This window comes from Pseudomonas sp. Irchel 3F3 (assembly GCF_900187545.1).
GTDB lineage: Bacteria > Pseudomonadota > Gammaproteobacteria > Pseudomonadales > Pseudomonadaceae > Aquipseudomonas > Aquipseudomonas fortuita.
Window position 1 is genome coordinate 402 of sequence record NZ_FYDS01000008.1, and the last position, 20,951, is coordinate 21,352.

The following is a 20,951-nucleotide window of genomic DNA, read 5'->3' on the forward strand; positions in this document are numbered from 1 at the left end:
TCACCCTGAACCAAGCCATCGATAAACCGCTGACCGTGCTGCTGAGCACCGGCGAAACCGTGGTGTTCGCCGCTGGCGAGACCACCAAGACCGTTTCGGCGCCAGCCCAGGGCGATGACGTGTTCATCGACAAGGGCCAGATCACCGTCAGCATCGACAAGGCCACCGTTACCGGTGCGCCGCTGGAAAACCTGCAGATCGGTACCCCGGCGACCGTTCAGGTCACCGACACCATCAGCAAAGTCACCGCCGTCCTGTCGGTGGACAACACCGCTGTGGTCGAAGGTGGCAAGATCACCTACACCGTCACCCTGATCAGCGAAGACACCAAGCTGCCAGTGACTGGCCACGGTGGTGTGACCGTGACCTTGACCGGTGGCACTCAGGTCACCATCAACCCAGGCTCGGCCACCGGCACTGTGGAAATCACCGCGCCGAACGACCTGTACGCGGGCGGCCAGGACGCAATTACCAAGTCGATCACCGGTATCGAAGTCACCGGCGACACCAAGTTCGAGAACCTGGTGACCGACAAGACCCCAGTGACCACTACCGTCAGCGACGAGCCAAACGGCGCCGGGAACCTGGTGAAAGTCAGCATCACGCCAGTCACCGACACGGTGAACGAAGCGACTGCCCCGACCTTCAAGGTGACCCTGAACCAGGCCATCGATAAGCCGCTGACCGTGCTGCTGAGCACCGGTGAAACCGTGGTGTTCGCCGCTGGCGAGACCACCAAGACCGTTTCGGCGCCAGCCCAGGGCGATGACGTGTTCATCGACAAGGGCCAGATCACCGTCAGCATCGACAAGGCCACCGTTACCGGTGCGCCGCTGGAAAACCTGCAGATCGGTACCCCGGCGACCGTTCAGGTCACCGACACCATCAGCAAAGTCACCGCCGTCCTGTCGGTGGACAACACCGCTGTGGTCGAAGGTGGCAAGATCACCTACACCGTCACCCTGATCAGTGAAGACACCAAGCTGCCAGTGACCGGCCACGGCGGTGTGACCGTGACCCTGACTGGCGGCACGGTCGTGACTATCCCGGCCGGCTCGGCCTCGGGTACCGCCTTCGTCACTGCACCGAACGACCTGTATGCCGGTGGCCAGCCTGCGATCACCAAGTCGATCACTGACATTTCGGTCACCGGCGACACCAAGTTCGAAAACCTGGTGACCGATAAGACGCCAGTGACCACTACTGTCAGCGACGAGCCGAACGGCGCCGGGAACCTGGTGAAAGTCAGCATCACGCCGGTCACCGACACGGTGAACGAAGCGACTGCGCCGACCTTCAAGCTCACCCTGAACCAGGCCATCGATAAACCGCTGACCGTGCTGCTGAGCACCGGTGAAACCGTGGTGTTCGCCGCTGGTGAAACCACCAAAACCATTTCGGCGCCTGCCCAGGGCGATGACGTGTTCATCGACAAGGGCCAGATCACCGTCAGCATCGACAAGGCCACCGTTACCGGTGCGCCGCTGGAGAACCTGCAGATCGGTACCCCGGCGACCGTTCAGGTCACCGACACCATCAGCAAAGTCACCGCTGTCCTGTCGGTGGACAACACCGCTGTAGTCGAAGGTGGCAAGATCACCTACACCGTGACCCTGATCAGCGAAGACACCAAGCTGCCAGTGACCGGCCACGGCGGTGTGACCGTGACCCTGACTGGCGGCACAGTCGTGACTATTCCGGCGGGTTCTGCCTCGGGTACCGCCTTCGTCACTGCACCGAACGACCTGTATGCCGGTGGCCAGCCTGCGATCACCAAGTCGATCACCGACATTTCGGTCACCGGCGACACCAAGTTCGAAAACCTGGTGACCGATAAGACGCCAGTGACCACCACTGTCAGCGATGAGCCGAACGGCGCCGGGAACCTGGTGAAAGTCAGCATCACTCCAGTCACCGAGTCGGTGAACGAAGCGACTGCGCCGACCTTCAAGCTCACCCTGAACCAAGCCATCGATAAACCGCTGACCGTGCTGCTGAGCACCGGTGAAACCGTGGTGTTCGCCGCTGGCGAGACTACAAAGACCGTTTCGGCGCCAGCCCAGGGCGATGACGTGTTCATCGACAAGGGCCAGATCACCGTCAGCATCGACAAGGCCACCGTCACCGGTGCGCCGCTGGAGAACCTGCAGATCGGTACCCCGGCGACCGTTCAGGTCACCGACACCATCAGCAAAGTCACCGCTGTCCTGTCGGTGGACAACACCGCTGTAGTCGAAGGTGGCAAGATCACCTACACCGTGACCCTGATCAGCGAAGACACCAAGCTGCCGGTGACTGGCCACGGTGGTGTGACCGTCACCCTGACCGGTGGCACTCAGGTCACCATCAACCCGGGCTCGGCGACTGGCACTGTCAGCATCAATGCCCCGGATGATGTTTATACGGGCGGTCAGGACACCATTACCAAGTCGATCACCGGCATTGCTGTCGCTGGCGACAAGGTCTTCGAAAACCTTGTGGCAGGTACCAACTCCGTCAGCACCACGGTAAGTGACGAGCCAAGTGGCCAAGGTGATATTGCCAAGGTCAGTATTACCGGCACCACTTCGCTCACCGAAGGCGAAACTGGCGCTTACACGCTGACCCTGACCCACGCCTCCAAGGCCGAAGTCACGATCACCCTCAGCTACAGCGGCACCGCCAAAAACGGTGAGGACTTCACCGGTGTCACCACCGTGAAGATCCCGGCCAACAGCACAGGCACCACGTTCAACATCGCTACCATCGACGACAAGCTGGTCGAAGGTACCGAGAACTTCGTGGTGAAGATCGAAACTGCCACCGGTGGCAACTTCGAGAACCTGCAGGTTGATAGCAGTAAATCGAGCGTGACTACCACCATCCTCGACAACGACAACCTGCCGGTTTCACCTGGTGGCGCGGTGTTTGGCGTGGAAGACACCGACTACGTGTTCGCCTGGAGTGATTTCAAAGTCACCGATGCCGATGGCAACACCGGTCTGTCCGTGACCATTACTTCGATCCCTGGTGCCGGCAACCTGCAGTTCTTCAACGGTACTGCCTGGGTGAATGTGACCGTTGGCCAGGTGGTGAGCCAGGCTGACATCATTGCCAAGAACCTGAAATTCGTTCCGCTTCTCAACCAGTCGGGCTCGGATAACTACGGTGGCAATGGCGTGGGTAACCAGAAGGCTGACTACGCACAGTTCAAGTACAAGCCGAACGATGGCACCAACCTGGGCACAGAAGTGACCATGAAGGTCGACATCAGCCCGGTAGCCGACAAACCGACGCTCAGCTTCGGCAGCGCCGATATCGACTCCAAAGGCCTGACCAAAGAAGTCTGGACCAGCCTCAAAGGCCTCGGTACTGGCGGCAATGGCATTACCGGTGAGGACCTGAAGACGGTATTTGCCAACTCTGGCAATGCCAACTCCAGCAGCACCACTACCAACGTGCAGTCCGATGGCAGCGTCACTGCTGGCACCGGTTCGAAAACGTCGGGCCTGATCTACCTGGAAGCCGGCAAGACCTACACCTTCAGCGGTACCGCCGACGACAGCTTCGTGGTCACCATTGGTGGCAAGACGGTGGTCACGGCCACCTGGGGTGCCGGTGGCCAGGTTTCGGGTACCTTCACCCCGAACACCAGCGGCTACTACCCGATCGAGGTCTACCATGCCAACCAGTCTGGTCCAGGCAGCTATGACCTGAACATCCAGGTAGGCTCGGGTGCGGTCACTGACCTGAGCAGCTCGAACATCAAGATGTATCAGAACGTGACCGAGATGGCCAACGCCGGCTTGGGCGTGTCCGATCTGCACACCGTGAATGGTCAGAGCTACTACGACGGCTACAAACTGAACGAAGGGCCGGAAGGTGGCTCGGTGAAACTGGTTGGTATTAATACTGCCCTGACCGACACCGACGGTTCCGAAACCCTGAACGTTAGCCTCAGCGGCATTCCGAAAGGCACTGTACTCAGCGATGGTGCAGGCCACACGGTCACAGTAGGCAGCGCACCGGTGGATGTGACCGGCTGGAAACTCAGCGGCCTTACCCTCACCCCACCGACCTACTACAAAGGCTCGTTCGACATCACGGTCACCTCGACTGCCACCGAAAGCCTGGGCGGTTCGGCCATCACCACCGGCAACATCCCGGTGACGGTGTACGGCGCAACCTACAAGGCCAGCGTGGGTACTTCGGGCAATGACACACTGACCGGCAGCGAAGGCAACGACATCATCGTCGCCGACGTGTCGGGCCTGAACGTGGTGGCGGGCAAGAACTACAATATTGCGTTCATCGTCGACAGCTCCGGCAGCATGACCGATGCGTCTATTGCCGCAGCCAAGGCCCAGCTGGCGTCTGTGTTTGCCACCTTGAAAGCCAGCCTGGGCTCGGACACCTCGGGTACGGTCAACATCTTCCTTGTCGACTTCGACACGCAGGTCAACAAGAACGTTGCTGTGAACCTGGCCGATCTTAACGCCTTGAATGACCTGCAAGCGGTCCTGAAGTCGATGCAAGGCGGGGATGATGGTGGTGGCACCAACTACGAAGATGCCTTCAAGACCACGGCCAACTTCTTCAAGAGCACAGTTGCGATCAGCAATACCGGTGCAGAGAACCTGACGTACTTCATCACCGACGGTAAGCCGACCTATTACCAGCGAAATGAAGTAACCGATAAACGCCTGTGGACTGGTGGCAAAACGCTTGACGAAGTAGTCAATGTCAATAACTACAAAGCTGGGGGCACGTTCAGTGAATGGGCCGATTCGACTCACAAGGTCGACATCAGCAGTGCTGGCGTTGTCAAGGTATCGACGTATGGCTACAACTGGTGGGGCAGCTGGGGTGTAACTTCCACAGAGACTGTGGGGACCATTCATGCCCAAGGGGACGGCACGTATGAGTTCTCCAGCCTGGGTGGCACAGGTAGGGGGACTAGCTCGAACTGGTCCGATTCAGCATCCAATACGACTGATAGCTTCACGCTGCTGGGCGGCAGCACTACCTTGCAAGGCTTGAGCAAGGTGCAGGCGATTGGACTGAACGATGATGTCAGCCTCTCCGACCTGAAGCCCTATGACAGTGCCGGCAAGCCGCAGACTAATATCGATCCTTCCAATCTGGCCAGCGCAATCCTTGGGCATACCGAGGCAACGCTGCCAGGTGCAGACAGCATCGATGGCGGCAACGGCAACGACATCATTTTCGGTGACCTGATCACCCTCAACGGTGTCGTCAGCGAGGGCTACCAAGCCCTGCAAGCGTACGTTGCGCAAAAGAGCGGTGTCGAAGCCAGTGCTGTTACCACCAGCAACGTGCACCAGTACATCACCGAGCACTACACCGAGTTCGATATCTCCGGTGCCAACGATGGCAAGGACTTCTTGTCCGGCGGCAACGGCAACGACATCCTCTTCGGCCAAGGTGGTAACGACACGCTCGATGGTGGCCGGGGTAATGACATCCTGCTGGGCGGTACTGGCAATGACACCCTGATCGGTGGCCACGGCGACGATATCCTGATCGGTGGCAGCGGTGCCGACACCTTCGTGTGGAAGGCGGGTGATTACGGCAACGACGTGATCAAGGACTTCAAGGTAGGCGAGAAAGACAAGATCGACCTGAGCGATCTGCTGCAAGGTGAGAAGGGCAGCACGATCGACAACTACCTGAAACTCACCACGGTGGAAGGCACTACCACGTTGCAAGTCAGCAGCGAAGGCAAGCTCAACGCCGCAGGTGGTATCGCCAACGCCGACGTGACCATCAAGCTGGAAGGGGTGAACTGGTCCAACACCACGATCAACTCGTTGATCAGCGGTGCTGACCCGACCATCATCATCCACAACAAAGACAGCTGATGCGCTGGAGGGCCGCTTTGCGGCCCTTTCGCGACACAAGGCCGCTTCCACACGGGTCTTTCCCGCAATCTGCTGACAGCGCATACTCTGGCGCCGGGCCTGCGCGCCTGGCGATCTTTGCCTATGCTGCTGTCTACCAACAAGGAACCAACGTGACGAGGGACACCGCCATGTTCTACGTGCAACGCGACGCCACCGGCCAGTTGCTGCGGGTAGAAGCAGCCGCTTTTGACCAGTTCACCGAAATGCTCCCCGCCGACCATGCCGATATCCAGGAATGGTTTGCCGATGACGTCGTGGAAAACAGCCTCAACCAGCTCAAGCAAAGCGACCTGGACATGATCCGCGTGCTCGAGGACCTCATCGACGTGCTGACCGCCAAGGGCGTGTTCAAGATCACCGACTTGCCCGCCGGCGCCCAGGCCAAGCTGCTCAACCGCTCCACCGCGCGCAAGGCGCTCAGCAGCCTTAACAACCTGATCGACGAAGAAGAGCAGGGCGGGCTGATCTGACAGCTGGGCAGCCCCGGCGACCGTGATATGGTTATTCTTTAAAGGTATTTAAAATATCGCACTTATGACTTTATAGTCACATCCACTGCGTACCCGTCGACCAATCGATGCGCCGCACGACTTGAACCCACACGGGAAATCCCCGTGCGTTTCTGATCGTTGCGCGCTCTTGAAGTCGCGCACTGCGTGGGAGTGATAAATGTCAGCCGCCTCGAACGCCTTGTCGACCATCGACAGCGCCCAGCCGCAAGTTTTCGAAATCCGCCCGTTCTCCGGTGCCGTAGGCGCCGAGATCAACGGCCTGGACCTGGCCAAACCGGTCAACGCCGAGGATTTCGCCCGTATCCATCGCGCCCACCTCGACCACCATGTGCTGGTGTTTCGCGACCAGCGCATCAGCCCGGAACAGCAGATAGCCTTCAGCCGCCGCTTTGGCGAGCTGCAAATTCATGTGCTCAAGCAGTTCCTGCTCACAGGTCATCCCGAGATCCTGATCGTTTCCAACATCATCGAAAACGGCCAGAACATCGGCCTGGGTGATGCCGGCAAGTTCTGGCACTCCGACCTGTCATACAAGGCGTTGCCCAGCCTCGGTTCCATGCTGCATGCCCAGGAACTGCCCAGCGAAGGCGGCGACACGTTGTTCGCCGACATGCACAAAGCCTGGGACGCCGTACCCGGCGCCCTGCGCAAGATAGTCGAGGGGCGCAGTGCTGCTCACTCCTACACCGCCCGGTACGGCGAGACCAAATTCGAAGGCAACTGGCGCCCGACCCTGACCGCCGAACAGTTGGCGCAGGTACAGGAAGTCATTCACCCCGTGGTGCGCACCCACCCGGAAAACGGCCGCAAGGCACTGTTCGTCAGTGAAGGGTTCACCACCCGCATCATTGGCCTGCCAGACGACGAAAGCCGCGACGTGCTGCAACAGCTATACGCCCTGAGCGTGCTGGAGCAGAACACCTACCGCCACCAATGGCAGCCCCACGACCTGGTGTTCTGGGACAACCGCTCGCTGATCCACCTGGCCACCGGCTGCCCCGCACACCTGCGACGCAAGCTGTACCGCACCACCATCCAGGGCGACGCCCCGTTCTGACGACTGAGGACATCTTCATGCGCAAATCCATCAGCCGCCTGGCGGCAAGCATCGGCCTGGGCGCGAGCCTGGTCGTCGGCACCCTGGCCGCCCCCGCAGTGGCCCAGGCCGAAGGCAAGATCCGTATTGCCGAACAGTTCGGCATCGTCTACCTGCTGCTGAACGTGGTGCGTGACCAGCACCTGATCGAAAAGCACGGCAAGGAGCAGGGCATCGACATCGAGGTCGACTGGGCTCAGCTGTCGGGGGGCTCGGCCATCAACGACGCACTGTTGTCCGGCTCGGTGGACATCGCCGGTGCGGGTGTCGGCCCCCTGCTTACTGTGTGGGACCGCACCAAGGGTCGGCAGAACGTGAAGGCGGTGGCCTCGCTGGGCAACTTCCCGTACTACCTGGTCAGCAGCAATCCCAACGTGAAGACTATCGCTGACATTTCCGACAAAGACCGCATCGCTGTGCCAGCGGTGGGTGTTTCGGTGCAGTCGCGCTTCCTGCAGTACGCCGCGGCCCAGCAGTGGGGCGACAAGGAATACAACCGCCTCGACAAATACACCCTCGCCGTACCGCACCCGGATGCTACCGCCGCGTTGCTGGCGGGCGGCACCGAGCTGAACGGGCATTTCTCCAACCCACCGTTCCAGGACCAGGTGCTGGCCAACAAAGACGTGCACGTGGTGCTCAACAGCTATGACCTGCTCGGCCCCAACTCGCCGACCTTGCTGTTTGCCACCGAGAAATTCCGCAAGGACAACCCCAAAACCTACAAGGCCTTCGTCGACGCCCTGGCCGAAGCCGCAGACTTCGCCCAGAAAGACAAGGCCGCTGCCGCCGACACCTACATCCGTGTGACCAAGGCCAAGATCGACCGCGACGCGCTGATCAAACTGATCGACAACCCGCAGTACGAATTCACCGTCACGCCAAAGAACACCTACAAGCTGGCCGATTTTCTCTATCGGGTCGGCGCCATCAAGCACAAGCCGGAATCGTGGAAGGATTACTTCTTCCAGGATGAACGCCCGCTGCAGGGGAGCTGATCGACCATGACCGCCCCATTGCCAGGCCACACGGCCAGCAACCTGAGCCGTGTCGCAACGCCGCCTTTGCTCAAGGTGGATAACCTCAGCCTCGAATACCGCACCGCACAACGCGTGGTGCGGGCCACCCACCAGGTCAGCTTCGAAGTCGACCGTGCCGACCGCTTTGTGCTGCTGGGCCCCTCCGGTTGCGGCAAGTCCACCTTGCTCAAAGCCGTAGCCGGTTTCATCCAGCCGCAGGAAGGGCAGATTCTGCTGCAGGGCGAAGCGGTCCGTGGCCCCGGGCCCGACCGCATCGTGGTGTTCCAGGAGTTTGACCAACTGCCGCCGTGGAAAACGGTGAAGCAGAACGTGATGTTCCCACTGCTGGTGTCGGGCCAGCTCAAGCGCGCCGATGCCGAGGAGCGGGCGCTGCATTACCTGGAGAAGGTTGGCCTGGCCGCCTTCGCCGATGCCTATCCGCATACCTTGTCGGGCGGCATGAAGGCACGCGTGGCGATTGCCCGGGCCTTGGCCACGCAGCCAAAGATCCTGTTGATGGATGAGCCGTTCGCCGCCCTTGATGCGCTGACCCGGCGCAAGATGCAGGAAGAGCTGTTGCTGCTGTGGGAGGAAGTGCGGTTTACCCTGCTGTTCGTGACCCACTCCATCGAGGAGGCGCTGGTGGTCGGCAACCGTATCCTGCTGCTTTCGCCACACCCGGGGCGGGTGCGGGCTGAAGTGCACAGCCATCAGTACGACCTTGCGAGCCTGGGTGGCAGCGACTTCCAGGCCAGTGCCCGGCGTATCCACCGCTTGCTGTTTGATGAGGCAGATACCCCGGAAAAGCCCAACGACATTGGCTTCAACGCTATTCGCATTGCCTACTGACAGGAGCTTCAGCCATGACCACTACACCTGTACGCCAGGAATACGAGGTGCAGCTGCAGCCCCTGCTCAGTGTGCCTCTGGAACGACAACTGCCGTTGGCCCAGCGCCTGTGGCAGCAAGGCTGGCTGCGCAAGGCAGTTATCCTGCTGGTGATCGCTGTGCTGTGGGAGGCCGTCGCCCGCTATCAGGACAACGACCTGCTATTGCCTGGCTTTGTACAAACTGCCGCAGCGCTGTGGGACGGCATGATCAGTGGTGAACTGCCGGCCAAGGTTGGCGTGTCGCTGGTGATCCTGCTCAAGGGCTACGTGCTGGGCATCGTCCTGGCCTTCGGCCTGACCAGCCTGGCAGTTTCGACCCAGCTGGGCCGGGACCTGCTGGGCACGTTGACCTCGATGTTCAACCCGCTACCAGCCATTGCCCTGCTGCCGCTGGCTTTGCTGTGGTTCGGGCTGGGCGACAACAGCCTGATCTTCGTGCTGGTGCATTCGGTGCTGTGGGCCTTGGCGCTGAATACCTACGCGGGCTTTCTTGGCGTCTCGGAAACACTGCGCATGGCTGGTCGCAACTATGGCCTGAAAGGGCTGCGACTGGTGCTGCACATCCTCGTGCCGGCGGCATTGCCATCAATCCTGTCGGGGCTGAAGATCGGCTGGGCTTTTGCCTGGCGCACCCTGATTGCCGCCGAGCTGGTGTTTGGGGCCAGCAGCGGTAAAGGCGGGCTGGGCTGGTACATCTTCCAGAACCGTAACGAGCTGTATACCGACAAGGTATTTGCCGGGTTGGCGGTGGTGATCCTGATCGGTTTGCTGGTGGAAGGGTTGGTGTTCAACACCCTGGAGCGGCTGACCGTGCGGCGTTGGGGCATGCAGCGCTGACCTGCACTGGCCCTGTCGCCGGCGAGCCAGGTACTCCACAGGTCGTGAGGCTTGTGGAGTACCTGTGGGCGCTGGCTTGCCGGCGATAGGGCCAGTACAGCTATCAAGTCAGGTACTGAGCTGCCGCATTGCTCAGGATCTTGCCAATTTCTTCCCTCAATACCGAAGGCTGCTCCACCACCAACCCATCCCCATGGCTCAGCAGCCACCAGCGCAATGGCCAACCGTCACTCACCGTGGCCCGCAACCGATGCCCATGCTCCAGCGCCGTCAGCTGCATGTCGCTGCTCAACGGCGCATCGCGCAACTGCCGCGCCAGTGCATCGCTGATTCGCGCCACCAGCTCCACGCCCTCACCCTTCGCCGGTTGCAACGCATCCCCCCGCAGGTGCGTCAGCAAATCGAAGTTACCGCGCAACTCACCCACCGCACTCGCTGACCAGTGCCAGCCAAACGGGATGCTCTTGTCATTGCGTTCCAGCGGAAAGATCAGCGACAGCTCATTGAGGTCGCGCTCTACAGTGCGTTTGCTGACCGTGAAGCCCACATCGCGCAGCCCCCAGACAAGCTCGGCGCTGGTAATACCTGGAGAGCGGCTGGGCAGCTGGCGCAGCAGTGCCCACTGACGGCTGAGAGTGGCGCGAGTGGTGGCGAACGGCAAAATGTAACGTCCTTGTCTAGGCTTGCCGCAATAGGATGGCGGCACGCGTGTTGTATGGCAATTGGCCACAGCCTGCTCAGATCAAGGAACTCGCATTTGGTTGCCATGTACCGAATCGTTCGCGACAGGTTTTGACGTGACGTCACGCAGAATCACGCCTCATCACAGCCGAAGGTTGGGTTGTGCGTCGTTCAATGAGGATGAACATGTCTGCTGCCAGCAATATCCATTCGCTGCTTGCCCGCCTTCTGCCCGAGCGGGTCATTGCGCCACCGGCCCCGGTCGGGAGGCGACAGCGGCTGTTTGCCGGTGTGGGGTTGCCCAGCCAGCGCTCGATGCTGGTCAACCGCCTGGATGAGGCCAGCGACCTGCAGGCCGTATATGCCGACTTGCGTCGCCAGGCGTTGCTAGGCAGCGTGGCGGCGCTGAACGACCTCGGCTGGATCTGGCTCAACGGCAAGTACTGGCGTGCTGATACCGTGCTGGCCGGCCACCTTCTGCGCATGGCAGCCCTGCAGGGCAATGCTGCGGCCTGGTTCAACCTTGGGCAGCAGCATTACTTTGGCAAAGGTATCGACCCTTCCTACGTGCAGGCGGCGGAGTGTTACCGACAGGCCTTCGAACGGGGCATGCTGCATGCCGCCGCAGCACTGGGTGACCTGTATGAGGAGGAGGTGTGCGATGGCGACCTTGATTGGCAGGTCGACCTGGTACAGGCCTACCAGTGGTTCATGCGCGGGGCCGAGCGGGGCGAGGCGCGTTGCCGCTTCGAGGTGGGTTACAGGTTGATGCACGGGCTGTACGTAGAGGCCGACCTCAAGGCCGCTCTCTATTGGCTGGAGCTGGCGGCTGCGGCGGGGGTGGTGCAGGCAGCAGAGGAGCTGGCGGTGCACTTCAGCAGCCGTGATGCGGCGCGGTACCAGGAATGGCGGGACCGGGCGGTGCAGATGGGCAGCACATTGGCACTGACCATGAAGCTGGAAGACCAGATCCAGCCCTGAAATTTCTGCTGCTTGTGCCGGCGATAGGGCCAGCACAGGCAGACACAAAGCCCATCATGAACAACAATTCATCCTTACCCCTCATCGCCCGCTGTTGACGACAGGGGGAGGGCAAGGCGTATATTGATAGTTAGCAAACTATGAATATCCTTGGTTCCCTTCATGTCCCTTGATCTCCTGCGCCTGCAAGTCAGCAGTGGCTTGGTGGTAGCCGCCCGTCATTGGCGGCGCATCTGCCATACCGCCCTGACCGGTTACGGTATTTCCGAGGCCTGCGCTGCGCCGCTGCTGATGATCGTGCGCCTGGGCGACGGTGTGCACCAGGTGGCGGTGGCCCAGGCCGCCGGCCTGGAAAGCCCATCGCTGGTGCGCCTGCTCGACCAACTGTGCAAGGCCGGCCTGGTGTGCCGCAGCGAGGACCCACTGGACCGCCGCGCCAAGGCCCTGAGCCTGACCGCCGAAGGCCGTGCCCTGGCCGAAGCCATCGAAGCTGAACTGGTGCGCCTGCGCCGCGATGTGCTCAACGGTATCGACCAGGCCGACCTGGACGCCACCTTGCGCGTGCTGCGCGCCTTCGAAGCTGCCGGCCTGGGCAGTACGGGCGGGGTGGCATGAACGGCTTCTTCAGTTCGGTACCCCCGGCCCGCGACTGGTTCTACGGCGCGCGCACCTTCGCCGCTTCCATGATTGCCTTGTACATCGCCTTGCTCATGCAACTGCCGCGCCCCTACTGGGCCATGGCCACGGTGTACATTGTCTCCAGCCCGTTCGTCGGCCCGACCAGCTCTAAAGCGCTGTACCGCGCAGTGGGCACGTTACTGGGTGCCGGCGGGGCGATTTTCCTGGTGCCGCCGCTGGTGCAATCGCCGTTGCTGTTGAGCATCGCCATCGCCCTGTGGACCGGCACCTTGCTGTTCCTGTCGCTGAACCTGCGCACGGCCAACAACTACGTGCTGATGCTGGCCGGCTACACGTTGCCGATGATCGCCCTGGCAGTAGTCGACAACCCGCTGGCTGTATTCGACGTAGCCTCTTCCCGCGCTCAGGAAATTTGCCTGGGGATCGTCTGTGCGGCCGTGGTTGGCGCCATTTTCTGGCCGCGCCGGCTGGCCCCTGTGGTGGTGGGTGCCACCGGGAACTGGTTCAACGAGGCAATCCGCTACAGCGATACCTACCTGGCCCGCGAAGCGAGTGCCGACAAGGTGGGTGGCATGCGCGGGTCGATGGTCGCCACCTTCAATTCGCTGGAGCTGATGATCGGCCAGCTAGGCCACGAAGGCGCCGGCCCACATACCCTGAAGAATGCCCGCGAACTGCGTGGGCGGATGATTCACCTGCTGCCGGTCATTGATGCGCTCGACGACGCACTCGTGGCCTTGGAGGGCCGTGCCCCGGCCCAGTTCGCCCAGCTTCAACCCGTGCTTGAAGCCGCGCGCGAATGGCTAAAAGGCACTGCTGACAGCGCTTCGGTAACGCGCTGGACCGCGCTGCACGAGCAGATCGACCGCCTGCAGCCCGGTGCCGCCGCCCTCGATCAGCGCGCCGAGCTGCTGTTGTCCAACGCCCTGTACCGCCTGACCGAATGGGCCGACTTATGGCAGGACTGCTGCACCCTGCAGCACGCCTTGCGTACAGACGATGCCAAGCCTTGGCGCGCGGTGTACCGCCACTGGCGGCTGGGCCGGCTGACGGCGTTCTTCGACCGCGGCCTGATGCTGTACTCGGTGGCCTCCACCGTACTGGCGATCGTGGTCGCCTGCGGGCTGTGGATCGGCCTGGGCTGGAACGACGGCGCCAGCGCTGTGATCCTCGCTGCAGTATCGTGCAGCTTCTTCGCCGCCATGGACGACCCTGCGCCACAGATTTACCGGTTCTTCTTCTGGACGCTGATGTCGGTCATCTTCTCCAGCCTGTACCTGTTCCTGGTGCTGCCCAACCTGCACGATTTCCCGATGCTGGTGCTGGCCTTTGCCGTGCCGTTCATCTGCATAGGCACCCTGACCGTACAGCCGCGCTTCTACCTGGGCACCTTGCTGACCATCGTCAACACCTCGACCTTCATCAGCATCCAGGGCGCCTACGACGCTGACTTCTTCACCTTCCTCAACTCCAACCTTGCCGGCCCTGCAGGCCTTCTGTTCGCCTTTATCTGGACCTTGGTGATGCGTCCCTTCGGCGTGGAGCTGGCGGCCAAACGCATGACCCGCTTCGCCTGGCGCGACATCGTTGAAATGACCGAGCCGGCGACCTTGGCCGAACACCGTCAGGTTGGCGTGCAGATGCTCGACCGCCTGATGCAGCACCTGCCGCGGCTGTCGCAAACCGGCCAGGACAGCGGCGTGGCACTGCGTGACCTGCGTGTGGGGCTGAACCTGCTCGACCTGCTGGCCTATATGCCGCGCGCCGGCCAGCAGGCGCGCGAGCGCCTGAACACGGTGGTCGAGGAAGTTGGCGCGCACTACGCCGCTTGCCTGCGTGCCGGTGAACGCCTGCATGCTCCGGCCGCGCTGCTGCGCAACATGGAGCGTGCACGCCTGGCGCTGAACCTGGACGAGCTGTACGAGCGCGGCGATGCCCGCACCCACCTGCTGCATGCCCTGAGCGGCCTGCGGCTGGCGCTGTTGCCGGGTGTGGAGGTGATGCTCGAACCCGCCGAACAACCGCAACTGCCCCCTGGGCTCGACGGAGCGCCCCTGTGATTGGTGAACTGGATATCAGCGGGGTATTTCTGCCCACGCTGCTGGTTATGATGTTTGGCACCTACCTGTTGTTCCTGGGGGTGCATGCGGTGCTGGTGCGCCTGCATTTCTACCGCCTGGTCTGGCACCGGGCGTTGTTCAACGTTGCTCTGTATGCCGTGCTGCTTGGCGCGGTGGACCACTTTTGCCGAAACCTGATGCTGCCATGAAAAAACCTTTGCTGACCTTGGGCCGTGTGGTCCTGACCTTGCTGGTAGTGACCTTCGCCGCCGTGCTCGTGTGGCAGATGGTGGTGTACTACATGTTTGCCCCCTGGACTCGCGATGGCCACATCCGCGCCGACGTGATCCAGATCGCCCCTGATGTGTCGGGGTTGATCCAGAAAGTCGAGGTGCGCGACAACCAGACCGTCAAACGCGGCGACGTGCTATTCACCATCGACCAGGACCGCTTCACCCTGGCCTTGCGCCAGGCTAAGGCGACGCTGGGCGAGCGCCAGGAAACCCTGGCCCAGGCTTCGCGTGAAGCGCAGCGCAACCGCAAGCTGGGTAACCTGGTGGCCGCCGAGCAACTGGAAGAAAGCCAGTCGCGCGAGGCTCGCGCGCGTTCAGCCGTCAGTGAGGCGCAGGTGGCGGTCGATACTGCCCAGCTCAACCTCGACCGTTCGGTGGTGCGCAGCCCTGTGGACGGCTACCTCAACGACCGCGCCCCGCGTAACCACGAATTCGTTACCGCCGGCCGCCCGGTGCTGTCGGTGGTCGACAGCGCCTCGTACCACGTCGATGGTTATTTCGAGGAAACCAAGCTTGGTGGCATTCACATTGGCGATGCGGTGGACATTCGCGTGATGGGCGACAACACCCGCCTGCGCGGCCATGTGCAGAGCTTTGCCGCCGGCATCGAAGACCGTGACCGCAGCAGCGGCGCCAACCTGCTGCCCAATGTCAACCCGGCGTTCAGCTGGGTGCGCCTGGCCCAGCGTATTCCGGTGCGTATCGCCTTCGATGAAGTGCCGCAAGACTTCCGCATGATTGCCGGGCGCACCGCCACGGTGTCGATCATCGAGGGCGAGCGCCCATGAAACAGCTGATCCTGGCCGGCCTGTGCCTGTCGCTGGGGGCCTGCATGATGGTAGGGCCCGACTATGAGTTGCCCAAGGACGCGGCGGTGCAACGCAGCGACCTGAGCGGCCCGCTACGCCAGGATGCCGACAGCGTTGTATCGGCACCGGTGCCCGAGGACTGGTGGCAGCTTTATCAGGACCAGCGGCTGAACGAGCTGGTACGTCAGGCCCTGAGTGCCAACACCGAACTGCGCGTGGCGGCTGCCAACATCGCCAAGGCCCGCGCCCAGGTTGAGGTGGCCCAGTCGCAAGGGGGCTTCAACGGTGGCGTCAAGCTTGGCGCCCAGCGGTTGCAGGAGTCGGGCGAAGCCTTCCTGCAGCCCGAGAAGGTACCGGTGGCCAACATTGGCGAGGCCATCATCAGTGCCTCGTACCAGTTCGACCTGTGGGGCACCTTCAAGCGCGGCACCGAGGCCGCAAAGGCCAATGCCGACGCGGTCCAGGCCGCTGCCGATACTGCCCGTATCACCTTGGTGGCGGATGTGGTCAAGGCCTACACCCAGGTGTGCTCGGCCAACGAGGAACTCCACATCGCGCGCGAGTCGCTGGACCTGCAGGAACAGAGCGTGACGCTCAACCAGCGCCTGCGCGATGCCGGCCGCGGTGATGAAACCCAGGTCACCCGCTCGCAGACCCAGTTCAAATCCTTGCGCGCCGAACTGCCACGCTTCAAGGCCGAGCGCGAGACGGGTATGTACACCCTGGCTGCGTTGTTGGCCAAGCCAGTGGATCAGCTGCCTGCCGGCACCGTCGACTGTGCCGAGCTGCCGCACCTGAATCAGCTGGTGCCGGTGGGCGATGGCGCGGCCCTGCTCAAGCGCCGCCCGGACGTGCGTCAGGCCGAACGGCAGTTGGCTGCTGCCACTGCCTACATCGGCGTGGCCACTGGGGCGCTGTACCCGGACATCAGCATTGGTGCCCAGGTTGGCACTATCGGCATTCTAGAGAACCTCGGCGAGCCGTCTACCAACCGCTGGGGCTTCGGCCCGCAGATCAGTTGGACCATCCCCACCAACGGCACCCGTGCGCGTATTCGCATGGCCGAAGCCTCTACCCAGGCGGCGTTGGCGAACTTCGATGGCGTGGTGCTGAATGCCATTCGCGAAACCCAGACCCGGCTGGCCCAGTACAGCGCCCTGCTGGACCGGCGTGATGCCTTGGCCGAGGCAGAAAAATCGGCCAAGGAAGCCGCAGACCAGACCCACAGGTACTACCAGGCAGGGCGTGAGTCGTTCCTGGCAGATTTGCAGGCGACGCGGACCTATACCGACATGCGCGCGCAGCTGGCGGCGGCCAATAGCCAGGTGGCTTTGGGGCAGGTCGGTGTGTTCCTGGCGTTGGGTGGGGGGTGGAAGGACACCGCCAAGCCTTGAGGCCCAATCGCCGGCAACCCAGCTCCCCCAGCTGAGCCACAGGCCTCGAGAACTGTGGAGCACTGTAGGAGCTGGCTTGCCGGCGATCGAGGGCAGAGCCCTCGCCTAGGTTCTAGAGCTGTAAGACATTTCCGAACTTGAAACCAAATGCTTCAGTTTTGAATCCCTGTGGAATTATCCTACGACCGCTGTCGGATGGCGCTGACTTGGCTGGAATGTGCTCCGGGAATAACGTCCTCAGGTCGCCTTGCAAGGCGATCGGGATTGAGACCCCCGGCCATACAGAGCTGCACCGCTTCATGGCGGTCGTGCGCGGGCAGGCTTTAGCCTGGTCGGGTTTTCCCTGTGGCCCGGGTCTCACCCCTCGCACGACTGCCACCCTAATCCGTGAGACGAGAAGGAGTGCAGTTCATAGAAATCCACAAGGGAATCAACTATGAAAAAGCTCGTCCCCGACCCACCTCTCACCGATCTGCTCCTACTCGACCCACCAAACTTGTCACTCGTCGACCCGCTCAGCATCGATGACTGCAAGCTGCTTACCAGCGCCCTAACCCTGAGCATCGAACAAACCACCACTGTCCTGCTCGCCAACGACCCGGGTGCCACGCGCAACGCCATGGGCATGAACATTCGTGTGCTGTGCGCCGTGATCAATGCGTTGTCCGATCATGTACGGCAAGGGGACAAGCGATGAGCAACGACCCAAGAGACACTTCCACCGTTGGCATGGAAACCTTTGACCTGTTTCGCCTGCAGCCCAATGTGCCGTTCAATCACGCATTCTCCCAACTGTCAGTGTTACTTGGCTGCATCCGCCACCTCACTACCGAGGCGGAAATGGAAAACGACCGCATTGCCGGGAGCGCTGCGCGGATACTCAGCGAGATGGCCAAGGCACTGATCGATGATATGGAGCGGGGACTGAACAAGGTTCTCCAATAGCCTGCAAAAACCAGGGCCGCAGCGCGGCCCATCGCCGGCAAGCCAGCTCCCACAGGTACGTCACTTCGTTCAAGCCTCGTGAGTCACCTGTAGGGGCTGGCTTGCCGGCGATGAGGCCCTGACAGGCCCGGCCCAGACCATAGGCTGGCTGCAATCTCTGTGGGAGCTGGCTTGCCGGCGATAGGGCACTATCAGGCAACGCCCCATCAAACCCAAATCGCATCCCAATGAGGATAATCCCCCACCCTCGCGACCAAACCCGCTCGCTTCGGGTTCAGAACAATATACCGTGCCACCGTCTGCACATCCTCTTCCCGGCGCAAAGCCCGGTCATGAAACCCCTTTTGCCAAAGCCGCCCGCTTCGTCCGCTATGCCTGTTGATCATCATGGTGCTACGGGACTTAACCCGGCGCATCAAGCGCTTCAGGCTGCCCGGACCAAGCTCGACTAGCCAGTGAAAGTGGTCAGGCATCACTACCCAAGCCAAAGATCTGATTGCACCTTCCTCTTCAGCCTGACGCAGCTCAGCCACCAGCAAGCGGGCCGAGTGAAAATCACTGAAAATCGGTGCCCTGCCATGGGTTGTGCTGGTAAGCAGATACAAGTAACTGGTTTCCGAAAACCGGCCAAGCCGTAACTGGTTTGAATGGGGACGATCCATGTTCCCTGCCCCCTGTTGGTTTGCCCATCAGACTAGTGACGATGGCTCAATTGACGATTACTCAATTGGTACCCAGTGTTTCCTGTGACATCGGCGTGGCCTCCATCGCCGGCAAGCCTGCCCCCACGGATCAGCGCAGGTTCTGAGGGCGGCGGAATACTTGTGATCTGATTTGTAGCAAGATTTTTCATGAAATCCGCCCAGGACCCTTGAGCGAAGGCAAGTCGGAGTGAACAATGTTCTCTTTCGCATTCCCTTCGAGACTGGCCATGAAAACCCCTTCACGTCTGCTTGCCTGGTTACCGGCTTTATTGCTCGGCCCGGTGCTGGCGCTGTGCAGCACCCTGGCGCTGGCCGAGTCCCCCGCCGAGGCCGGCAAAGCCCTGCACCTGCTGGACTACATCGGCGCCGACTACCCGCCGACCGTACAAGGCGGCAAGGTGATCGACGAGGGCGAATACCGCGAGCAACAGGAATTCAGCGCGGTATTGGCCGACCTGGTCAAAGCCCTGCCCGCAAATACCGAGCAAGCCGCCCTGGAGCAGGGCGTCCAGACGTTACGCCAGGCCATTGATCAGCGTCAGGAGGGCACCGCTGTCGCCAGGCAGGCCCGCCAGCTGGGCGCGCGGCTGGCAGTGGCCTACGAGGTCAGCCAAGCCCCGGTGATTACCCCGGATCCGGCCCGCGGCGCTGCGCTGTATGCGCAAAACTGCTCGATCTGCCACGGCGACGCAGGCGCAGGCGACGGCCCCGCTGGCGTGGGCCTGGAGCCTGCTCCCGCCAACCTGCGCGATGTCGCGCGTCTGGACCAGTTGAGCCTGTTCGACCTCTACAATACGCTGGCCCTGGGCATCGACGGCACCGAAATGCCGTCGTTTGCCGACCAGCTGGACGACCGCCAGCGCTGGGACGTGGCCGCGTACATCGCCAGCTTCACCGCCAAGCCGGAAGCGGGCAAGGGCGACAAGACCTGGAACCTTGCCGACCTGGCCCGGCAGACTCCGGCCGAAGTCGCCGCTAACGAAGGCAGCGCGGTCGTGGAGGCGTTTCGTGCCCAGCGTGCCCAGCCGCCGCAAGTCAAGCGTGGCCCGGCGCAACTGCTCGAATACACCGCCAGCACGCTGGACAAAAGCCTGGCGGCCTACCGCGCAGGTGACCACGACCAAGCCTATGACCTGTCGGTAGCGGCCTACCTGGAAGGTTTCGAGCTGGTGGAAAGCTCGCTGGACAACATCGACACCCAAGCGCGTAAGGACACCGAAAAATCCCTGATGGCTTACCGCCAATCGCTGCAGGACGGGCTACCCGTTGCCCAGGCCGAGCAGCGTCTGGCCGAAGCCAAGAGCAAGCTCGGCCAGGCCGCGAAGCTGTTGGGCAGCGATGGCCTGAGCTGGTCGCTGAGTTATATCTCCGGTTTGCTGATCCTGCTGCGCGAAGGCCTGGAGGCGATTCTGGTGCTGGCGGCGATCCTCGCCTTCCTGCGTAACACCGGGCAGCAGTCGGCGGTCCGCAGCGTCAACATCGGGTGGGGGCTGGCGCTGGTTGCCGGTTTCGCAACCTGGGCGCTGGCGGCCTATGTGATCGATGTGGGCGGCGCCCAGCGCGAGCTGCTGGAGGGCTGCACGGCGCTGTTCGCTGCGGTGATGGTGCTATGGCTCGGTGTATGGATGCATGACCGCCGCCACGCTGCCGCCTGGAAGGACTACATCAAAAGCAGCCTGGTCAGCGGCGGCGGGCGCTTTGGCTTTGCCATGCTGGCGTTTTTCTCGGTGTACCGGGAACTGTTCGAAGTGATCCTGTTCTACGAAACCCTGTGGTTACAGGCCGGCCCTGCCGGGCACCAGGCGGTGCTGGCGGGTGGCGCCACGGCGCTGGTGCTGCTGGTGGGCCTGGCCTGGGTGATCTTGCGCGGTTCTGCCAAGCTGCCGCTGACGCTGTTCTTCAGCATCAACGCCGCGCTGCTGTGCGCGCTGTCGGTGGTGTTTGCCGGGCATGGCGTGAAGGCGCTGCAAGAAGCCGGGGTGCTGGGCACACGGCCGGTGGCGTTCTTCGAGTTCGATTGGCTGGGCATTCACGCTGATGCCTACTCGCTGTCGGCACAGGCGGTGGCCTTGCTGGCCATCGTGTTCCTGTATGGGCGCTCGTGGCTGGTGGAAAAGCGCAGGGCTACTGCAAACTGACCGGGGGCCGCGCTGCGGCCCCCACCCCGACCGCATCCGTTTCAAGCCAT

At 62.0% G+C, this 20,951-nt stretch carries 17 protein-coding genes; 15 read left to right on the top strand and 2 right to left on the bottom strand.

Going from position 1 to position 20,951, the window contains the following annotated elements; translation table 11 throughout:
• The 6 genes from CKW35_RS18415 to CKW35_RS18440 form a co-directional block, all read left to right on the top strand.
• The coding region (locus CKW35_RS18415; RefSeq protein ID WP_143499793.1) for an immunoglobulin-like domain-containing protein at positions 1-5,861 on the top strand (5,861 nt) is incomplete at its 5' end.
• A 170-nt stretch (positions 5,862-6,031) separates the two neighbouring features.
• Complete coding sequence (locus tag CKW35_RS18420) at positions 6,032-6,373, top strand: hypothetical protein (RefSeq protein WP_016484321.1); 342 nt, start codon at positions 6,032-6,034, stop codon at positions 6,371-6,373.
• Between the two features lie 199 nt (positions 6,374-6,572).
• Positions 6,573-7,472 (top strand): TauD/TfdA family dioxygenase, encoded by a 900-nt coding sequence (locus tag CKW35_RS18425; protein ID WP_095116566.1) that lies wholly within the window; start codon positions 6,573-6,575, stop codon positions 7,470-7,472.
• A 17-nt stretch (positions 7,473-7,489) separates the two neighbouring features.
• On the top strand, positions 7,490-8,509 hold the full coding sequence (locus CKW35_RS18430) for an ABC transporter substrate-binding protein (protein ID WP_060518129.1): 1,020 nt from the start codon (positions 7,490-7,492) through the stop codon (positions 8,507-8,509).
• Between the two features lie 6 nt (positions 8,510-8,515).
• Positions 8,516-9,379 (top strand): ABC transporter ATP-binding protein, encoded by an 864-nt coding sequence (locus tag CKW35_RS18435; protein WP_016484324.1) that lies wholly within the window; start codon positions 8,516-8,518, stop codon positions 9,377-9,379.
• A 14-nt stretch (positions 9,380-9,393) separates the two neighbouring features.
• Complete coding sequence (locus CKW35_RS18440) at positions 9,394-10,257, top strand: ABC transporter permease (RefSeq protein ID WP_016484325.1); 864 nt, start codon at positions 9,394-9,396, stop codon at positions 10,255-10,257.
• Positions 10,258-10,360: 103 nt separating this feature from the next.
• On the opposite strand, the gene CKW35_RS18445 is transcribed toward CKW35_RS18440, so the two are convergent.
• Positions 10,361-10,918 (bottom strand): WYL domain-containing protein, encoded by a 558-nt coding sequence (locus CKW35_RS18445; RefSeq protein WP_016484326.1) that lies wholly within the window; start codon positions 10,916-10,918, stop codon positions 10,361-10,363.
• 206 nt (positions 10,919-11,124) lie between these two features.
• Here CKW35_RS18445 and CKW35_RS18450 point away from each other — a divergent pair, with 206 nt between their 5' ends.
• From CKW35_RS18450 to CKW35_RS18485, 8 genes are all read left to right on the top strand, one after another.
• A complete protein-coding gene (locus CKW35_RS18450) occupies positions 11,125-11,919 on the top strand; it encodes a tetratricopeptide repeat protein (RefSeq protein WP_023047948.1) in 795 nt (264 codons plus the stop codon).
• Between the two features lie 162 nt (positions 11,920-12,081).
• Positions 12,082-12,534, top strand: a complete 453-nt coding sequence (locus CKW35_RS18455; RefSeq protein ID WP_060518123.1) for a MarR family winged helix-turn-helix transcriptional regulator — start codon at positions 12,082-12,084, stop codon at positions 12,532-12,534.
• Positions 12,531-14,618 carry an FUSC family protein gene (locus CKW35_RS18460; RefSeq protein WP_060518121.1) on the top strand — a complete coding sequence of 696 codons (2,088 nt, stop codon included), beginning with the start codon at positions 12,531-12,533 and terminating at the stop codon, positions 14,616-14,618. The genes CKW35_RS18455 and CKW35_RS18460 overlap by 4 nt, the downstream gene beginning before the upstream one ends.
• Positions 14,615-14,827 (top strand): DUF1656 domain-containing protein, encoded by a 213-nt coding sequence (locus CKW35_RS18465; RefSeq protein WP_003255905.1) that lies wholly within the window; start codon positions 14,615-14,617, stop codon positions 14,825-14,827. Before CKW35_RS18460 ends, CKW35_RS18465 begins: the two co-directional genes overlap by 4 nt.
• Entirely contained in the window at positions 14,824-15,699 is an 876-nt protein-coding gene (locus CKW35_RS18470; protein ID WP_016484331.1) for an HlyD family secretion protein, read from the top strand. The genes CKW35_RS18465 and CKW35_RS18470 overlap by 4 nt, the downstream gene beginning before the upstream one ends.
• On the top strand, positions 15,696-17,114 hold the full coding sequence (locus CKW35_RS18475) for an efflux transporter outer membrane subunit (protein ID WP_095116568.1): 1,419 nt from the start codon (positions 15,696-15,698) through the stop codon (positions 17,112-17,114). Before CKW35_RS18470 ends, CKW35_RS18475 begins: the two co-directional genes overlap by 4 nt.
• Before the next feature lie 436 nt (positions 17,115-17,550).
• On the top strand, positions 17,551-17,811 hold the full coding sequence (locus CKW35_RS18480; RefSeq protein WP_016484333.1) for a hypothetical protein: 261 nt from the start codon (positions 17,551-17,553) through the stop codon (positions 17,809-17,811).
• Positions 17,808-18,059 (top strand): DUF3077 domain-containing protein, encoded by a 252-nt coding sequence (locus CKW35_RS18485; RefSeq protein ID WP_016484334.1) that lies wholly within the window; start codon positions 17,808-17,810, stop codon positions 18,057-18,059. Before CKW35_RS18480 ends, CKW35_RS18485 begins: the two co-directional genes overlap by 4 nt.
• A gap of 206 nt (positions 18,060-18,265) precedes the next feature.
• On the opposite strand, the gene CKW35_RS18490 is transcribed toward CKW35_RS18485, so the two are convergent.
• A complete protein-coding gene (locus CKW35_RS18490) occupies positions 18,266-18,721 on the bottom strand; it encodes a transposase (RefSeq protein ID WP_016484335.1) in 456 nt (151 codons plus the stop codon).
• A gap of 236 nt (positions 18,722-18,957) precedes the next feature.
• Here CKW35_RS18490 and CKW35_RS18495 point away from each other — a divergent pair, with 236 nt between their 5' ends.
• Positions 18,958-20,901: an FTR1 family protein gene (locus CKW35_RS18495; protein ID WP_016484336.1), complete on the top strand. Its 1,944-nt coding sequence runs from the start codon at positions 18,958-18,960 to the stop codon at positions 20,899-20,901.
• Positions 20,902-20,951 lie beyond the last annotated feature (50 nt).

What these genes read in the sequence shown, in the direction of transcription:
- CKW35_RS18420 (WP_016484321.1), top strand. Translation starts at nt 6,032, where the DNA reads ATGTTCTACGTGCAACGCGACGCCACCGGCCAGTTGCTGCGGGTAGAA.
- CKW35_RS18425 (WP_095116566.1), top strand. Translation starts at nt 6,573, where the DNA reads ATGTCAGCCGCCTCGAACGCCTTGTCGACCATCGACAGCGCCCAGCCG.
- CKW35_RS18430 (WP_060518129.1), top strand. Translation starts at nt 7,490, where the DNA reads ATGCGCAAATCCATCAGCCGCCTGGCGGCAAGCATCGGCCTGGGCGCG.
- CKW35_RS18435 (WP_016484324.1), top strand. Translation starts at nt 8,516, where the DNA reads ATGACCGCCCCATTGCCAGGCCACACGGCCAGCAACCTGAGCCGTGTC.
- CKW35_RS18440 (WP_016484325.1), top strand. Translation starts at nt 9,394, where the DNA reads ATGACCACTACACCTGTACGCCAGGAATACGAGGTGCAGCTGCAGCCC.
- CKW35_RS18450 (WP_023047948.1), top strand. Translation starts at nt 11,125, where the DNA reads ATGTCTGCTGCCAGCAATATCCATTCGCTGCTTGCCCGCCTTCTGCCC.
- CKW35_RS18455 (WP_060518123.1), top strand. Translation starts at nt 12,082, where the DNA reads ATGTCCCTTGATCTCCTGCGCCTGCAAGTCAGCAGTGGCTTGGTGGTA.
- CKW35_RS18460 (WP_060518121.1), top strand. Translation starts at nt 12,531, where the DNA reads ATGAACGGCTTCTTCAGTTCGGTACCCCCGGCCCGCGACTGGTTCTAC.
- CKW35_RS18470 (WP_016484331.1), top strand. Translation starts at nt 14,824, where the DNA reads ATGAAAAAACCTTTGCTGACCTTGGGCCGTGTGGTCCTGACCTTGCTG.
- CKW35_RS18475 (WP_095116568.1), top strand. Translation starts at nt 15,696, where the DNA reads ATGAAACAGCTGATCCTGGCCGGCCTGTGCCTGTCGCTGGGGGCCTGC.
- CKW35_RS18480 (WP_016484333.1), top strand. Translation starts at nt 17,551, where the DNA reads ATGAAAAAGCTCGTCCCCGACCCACCTCTCACCGATCTGCTCCTACTC.
- CKW35_RS18485 (WP_016484334.1), top strand. Translation starts at nt 17,808, where the DNA reads ATGAGCAACGACCCAAGAGACACTTCCACCGTTGGCATGGAAACCTTT.
- CKW35_RS18490 (WP_016484335.1), bottom strand. Translation starts at nt 18,721, where the DNA reads ATGGATCGTCCCCATTCAAACCAGTTACGGCTTGGCCGGTTTTCGGAA.
- CKW35_RS18495 (WP_016484336.1), top strand. Translation starts at nt 18,958, where the DNA reads ATGTTCTCTTTCGCATTCCCTTCGAGACTGGCCATGAAAACCCCTTCA.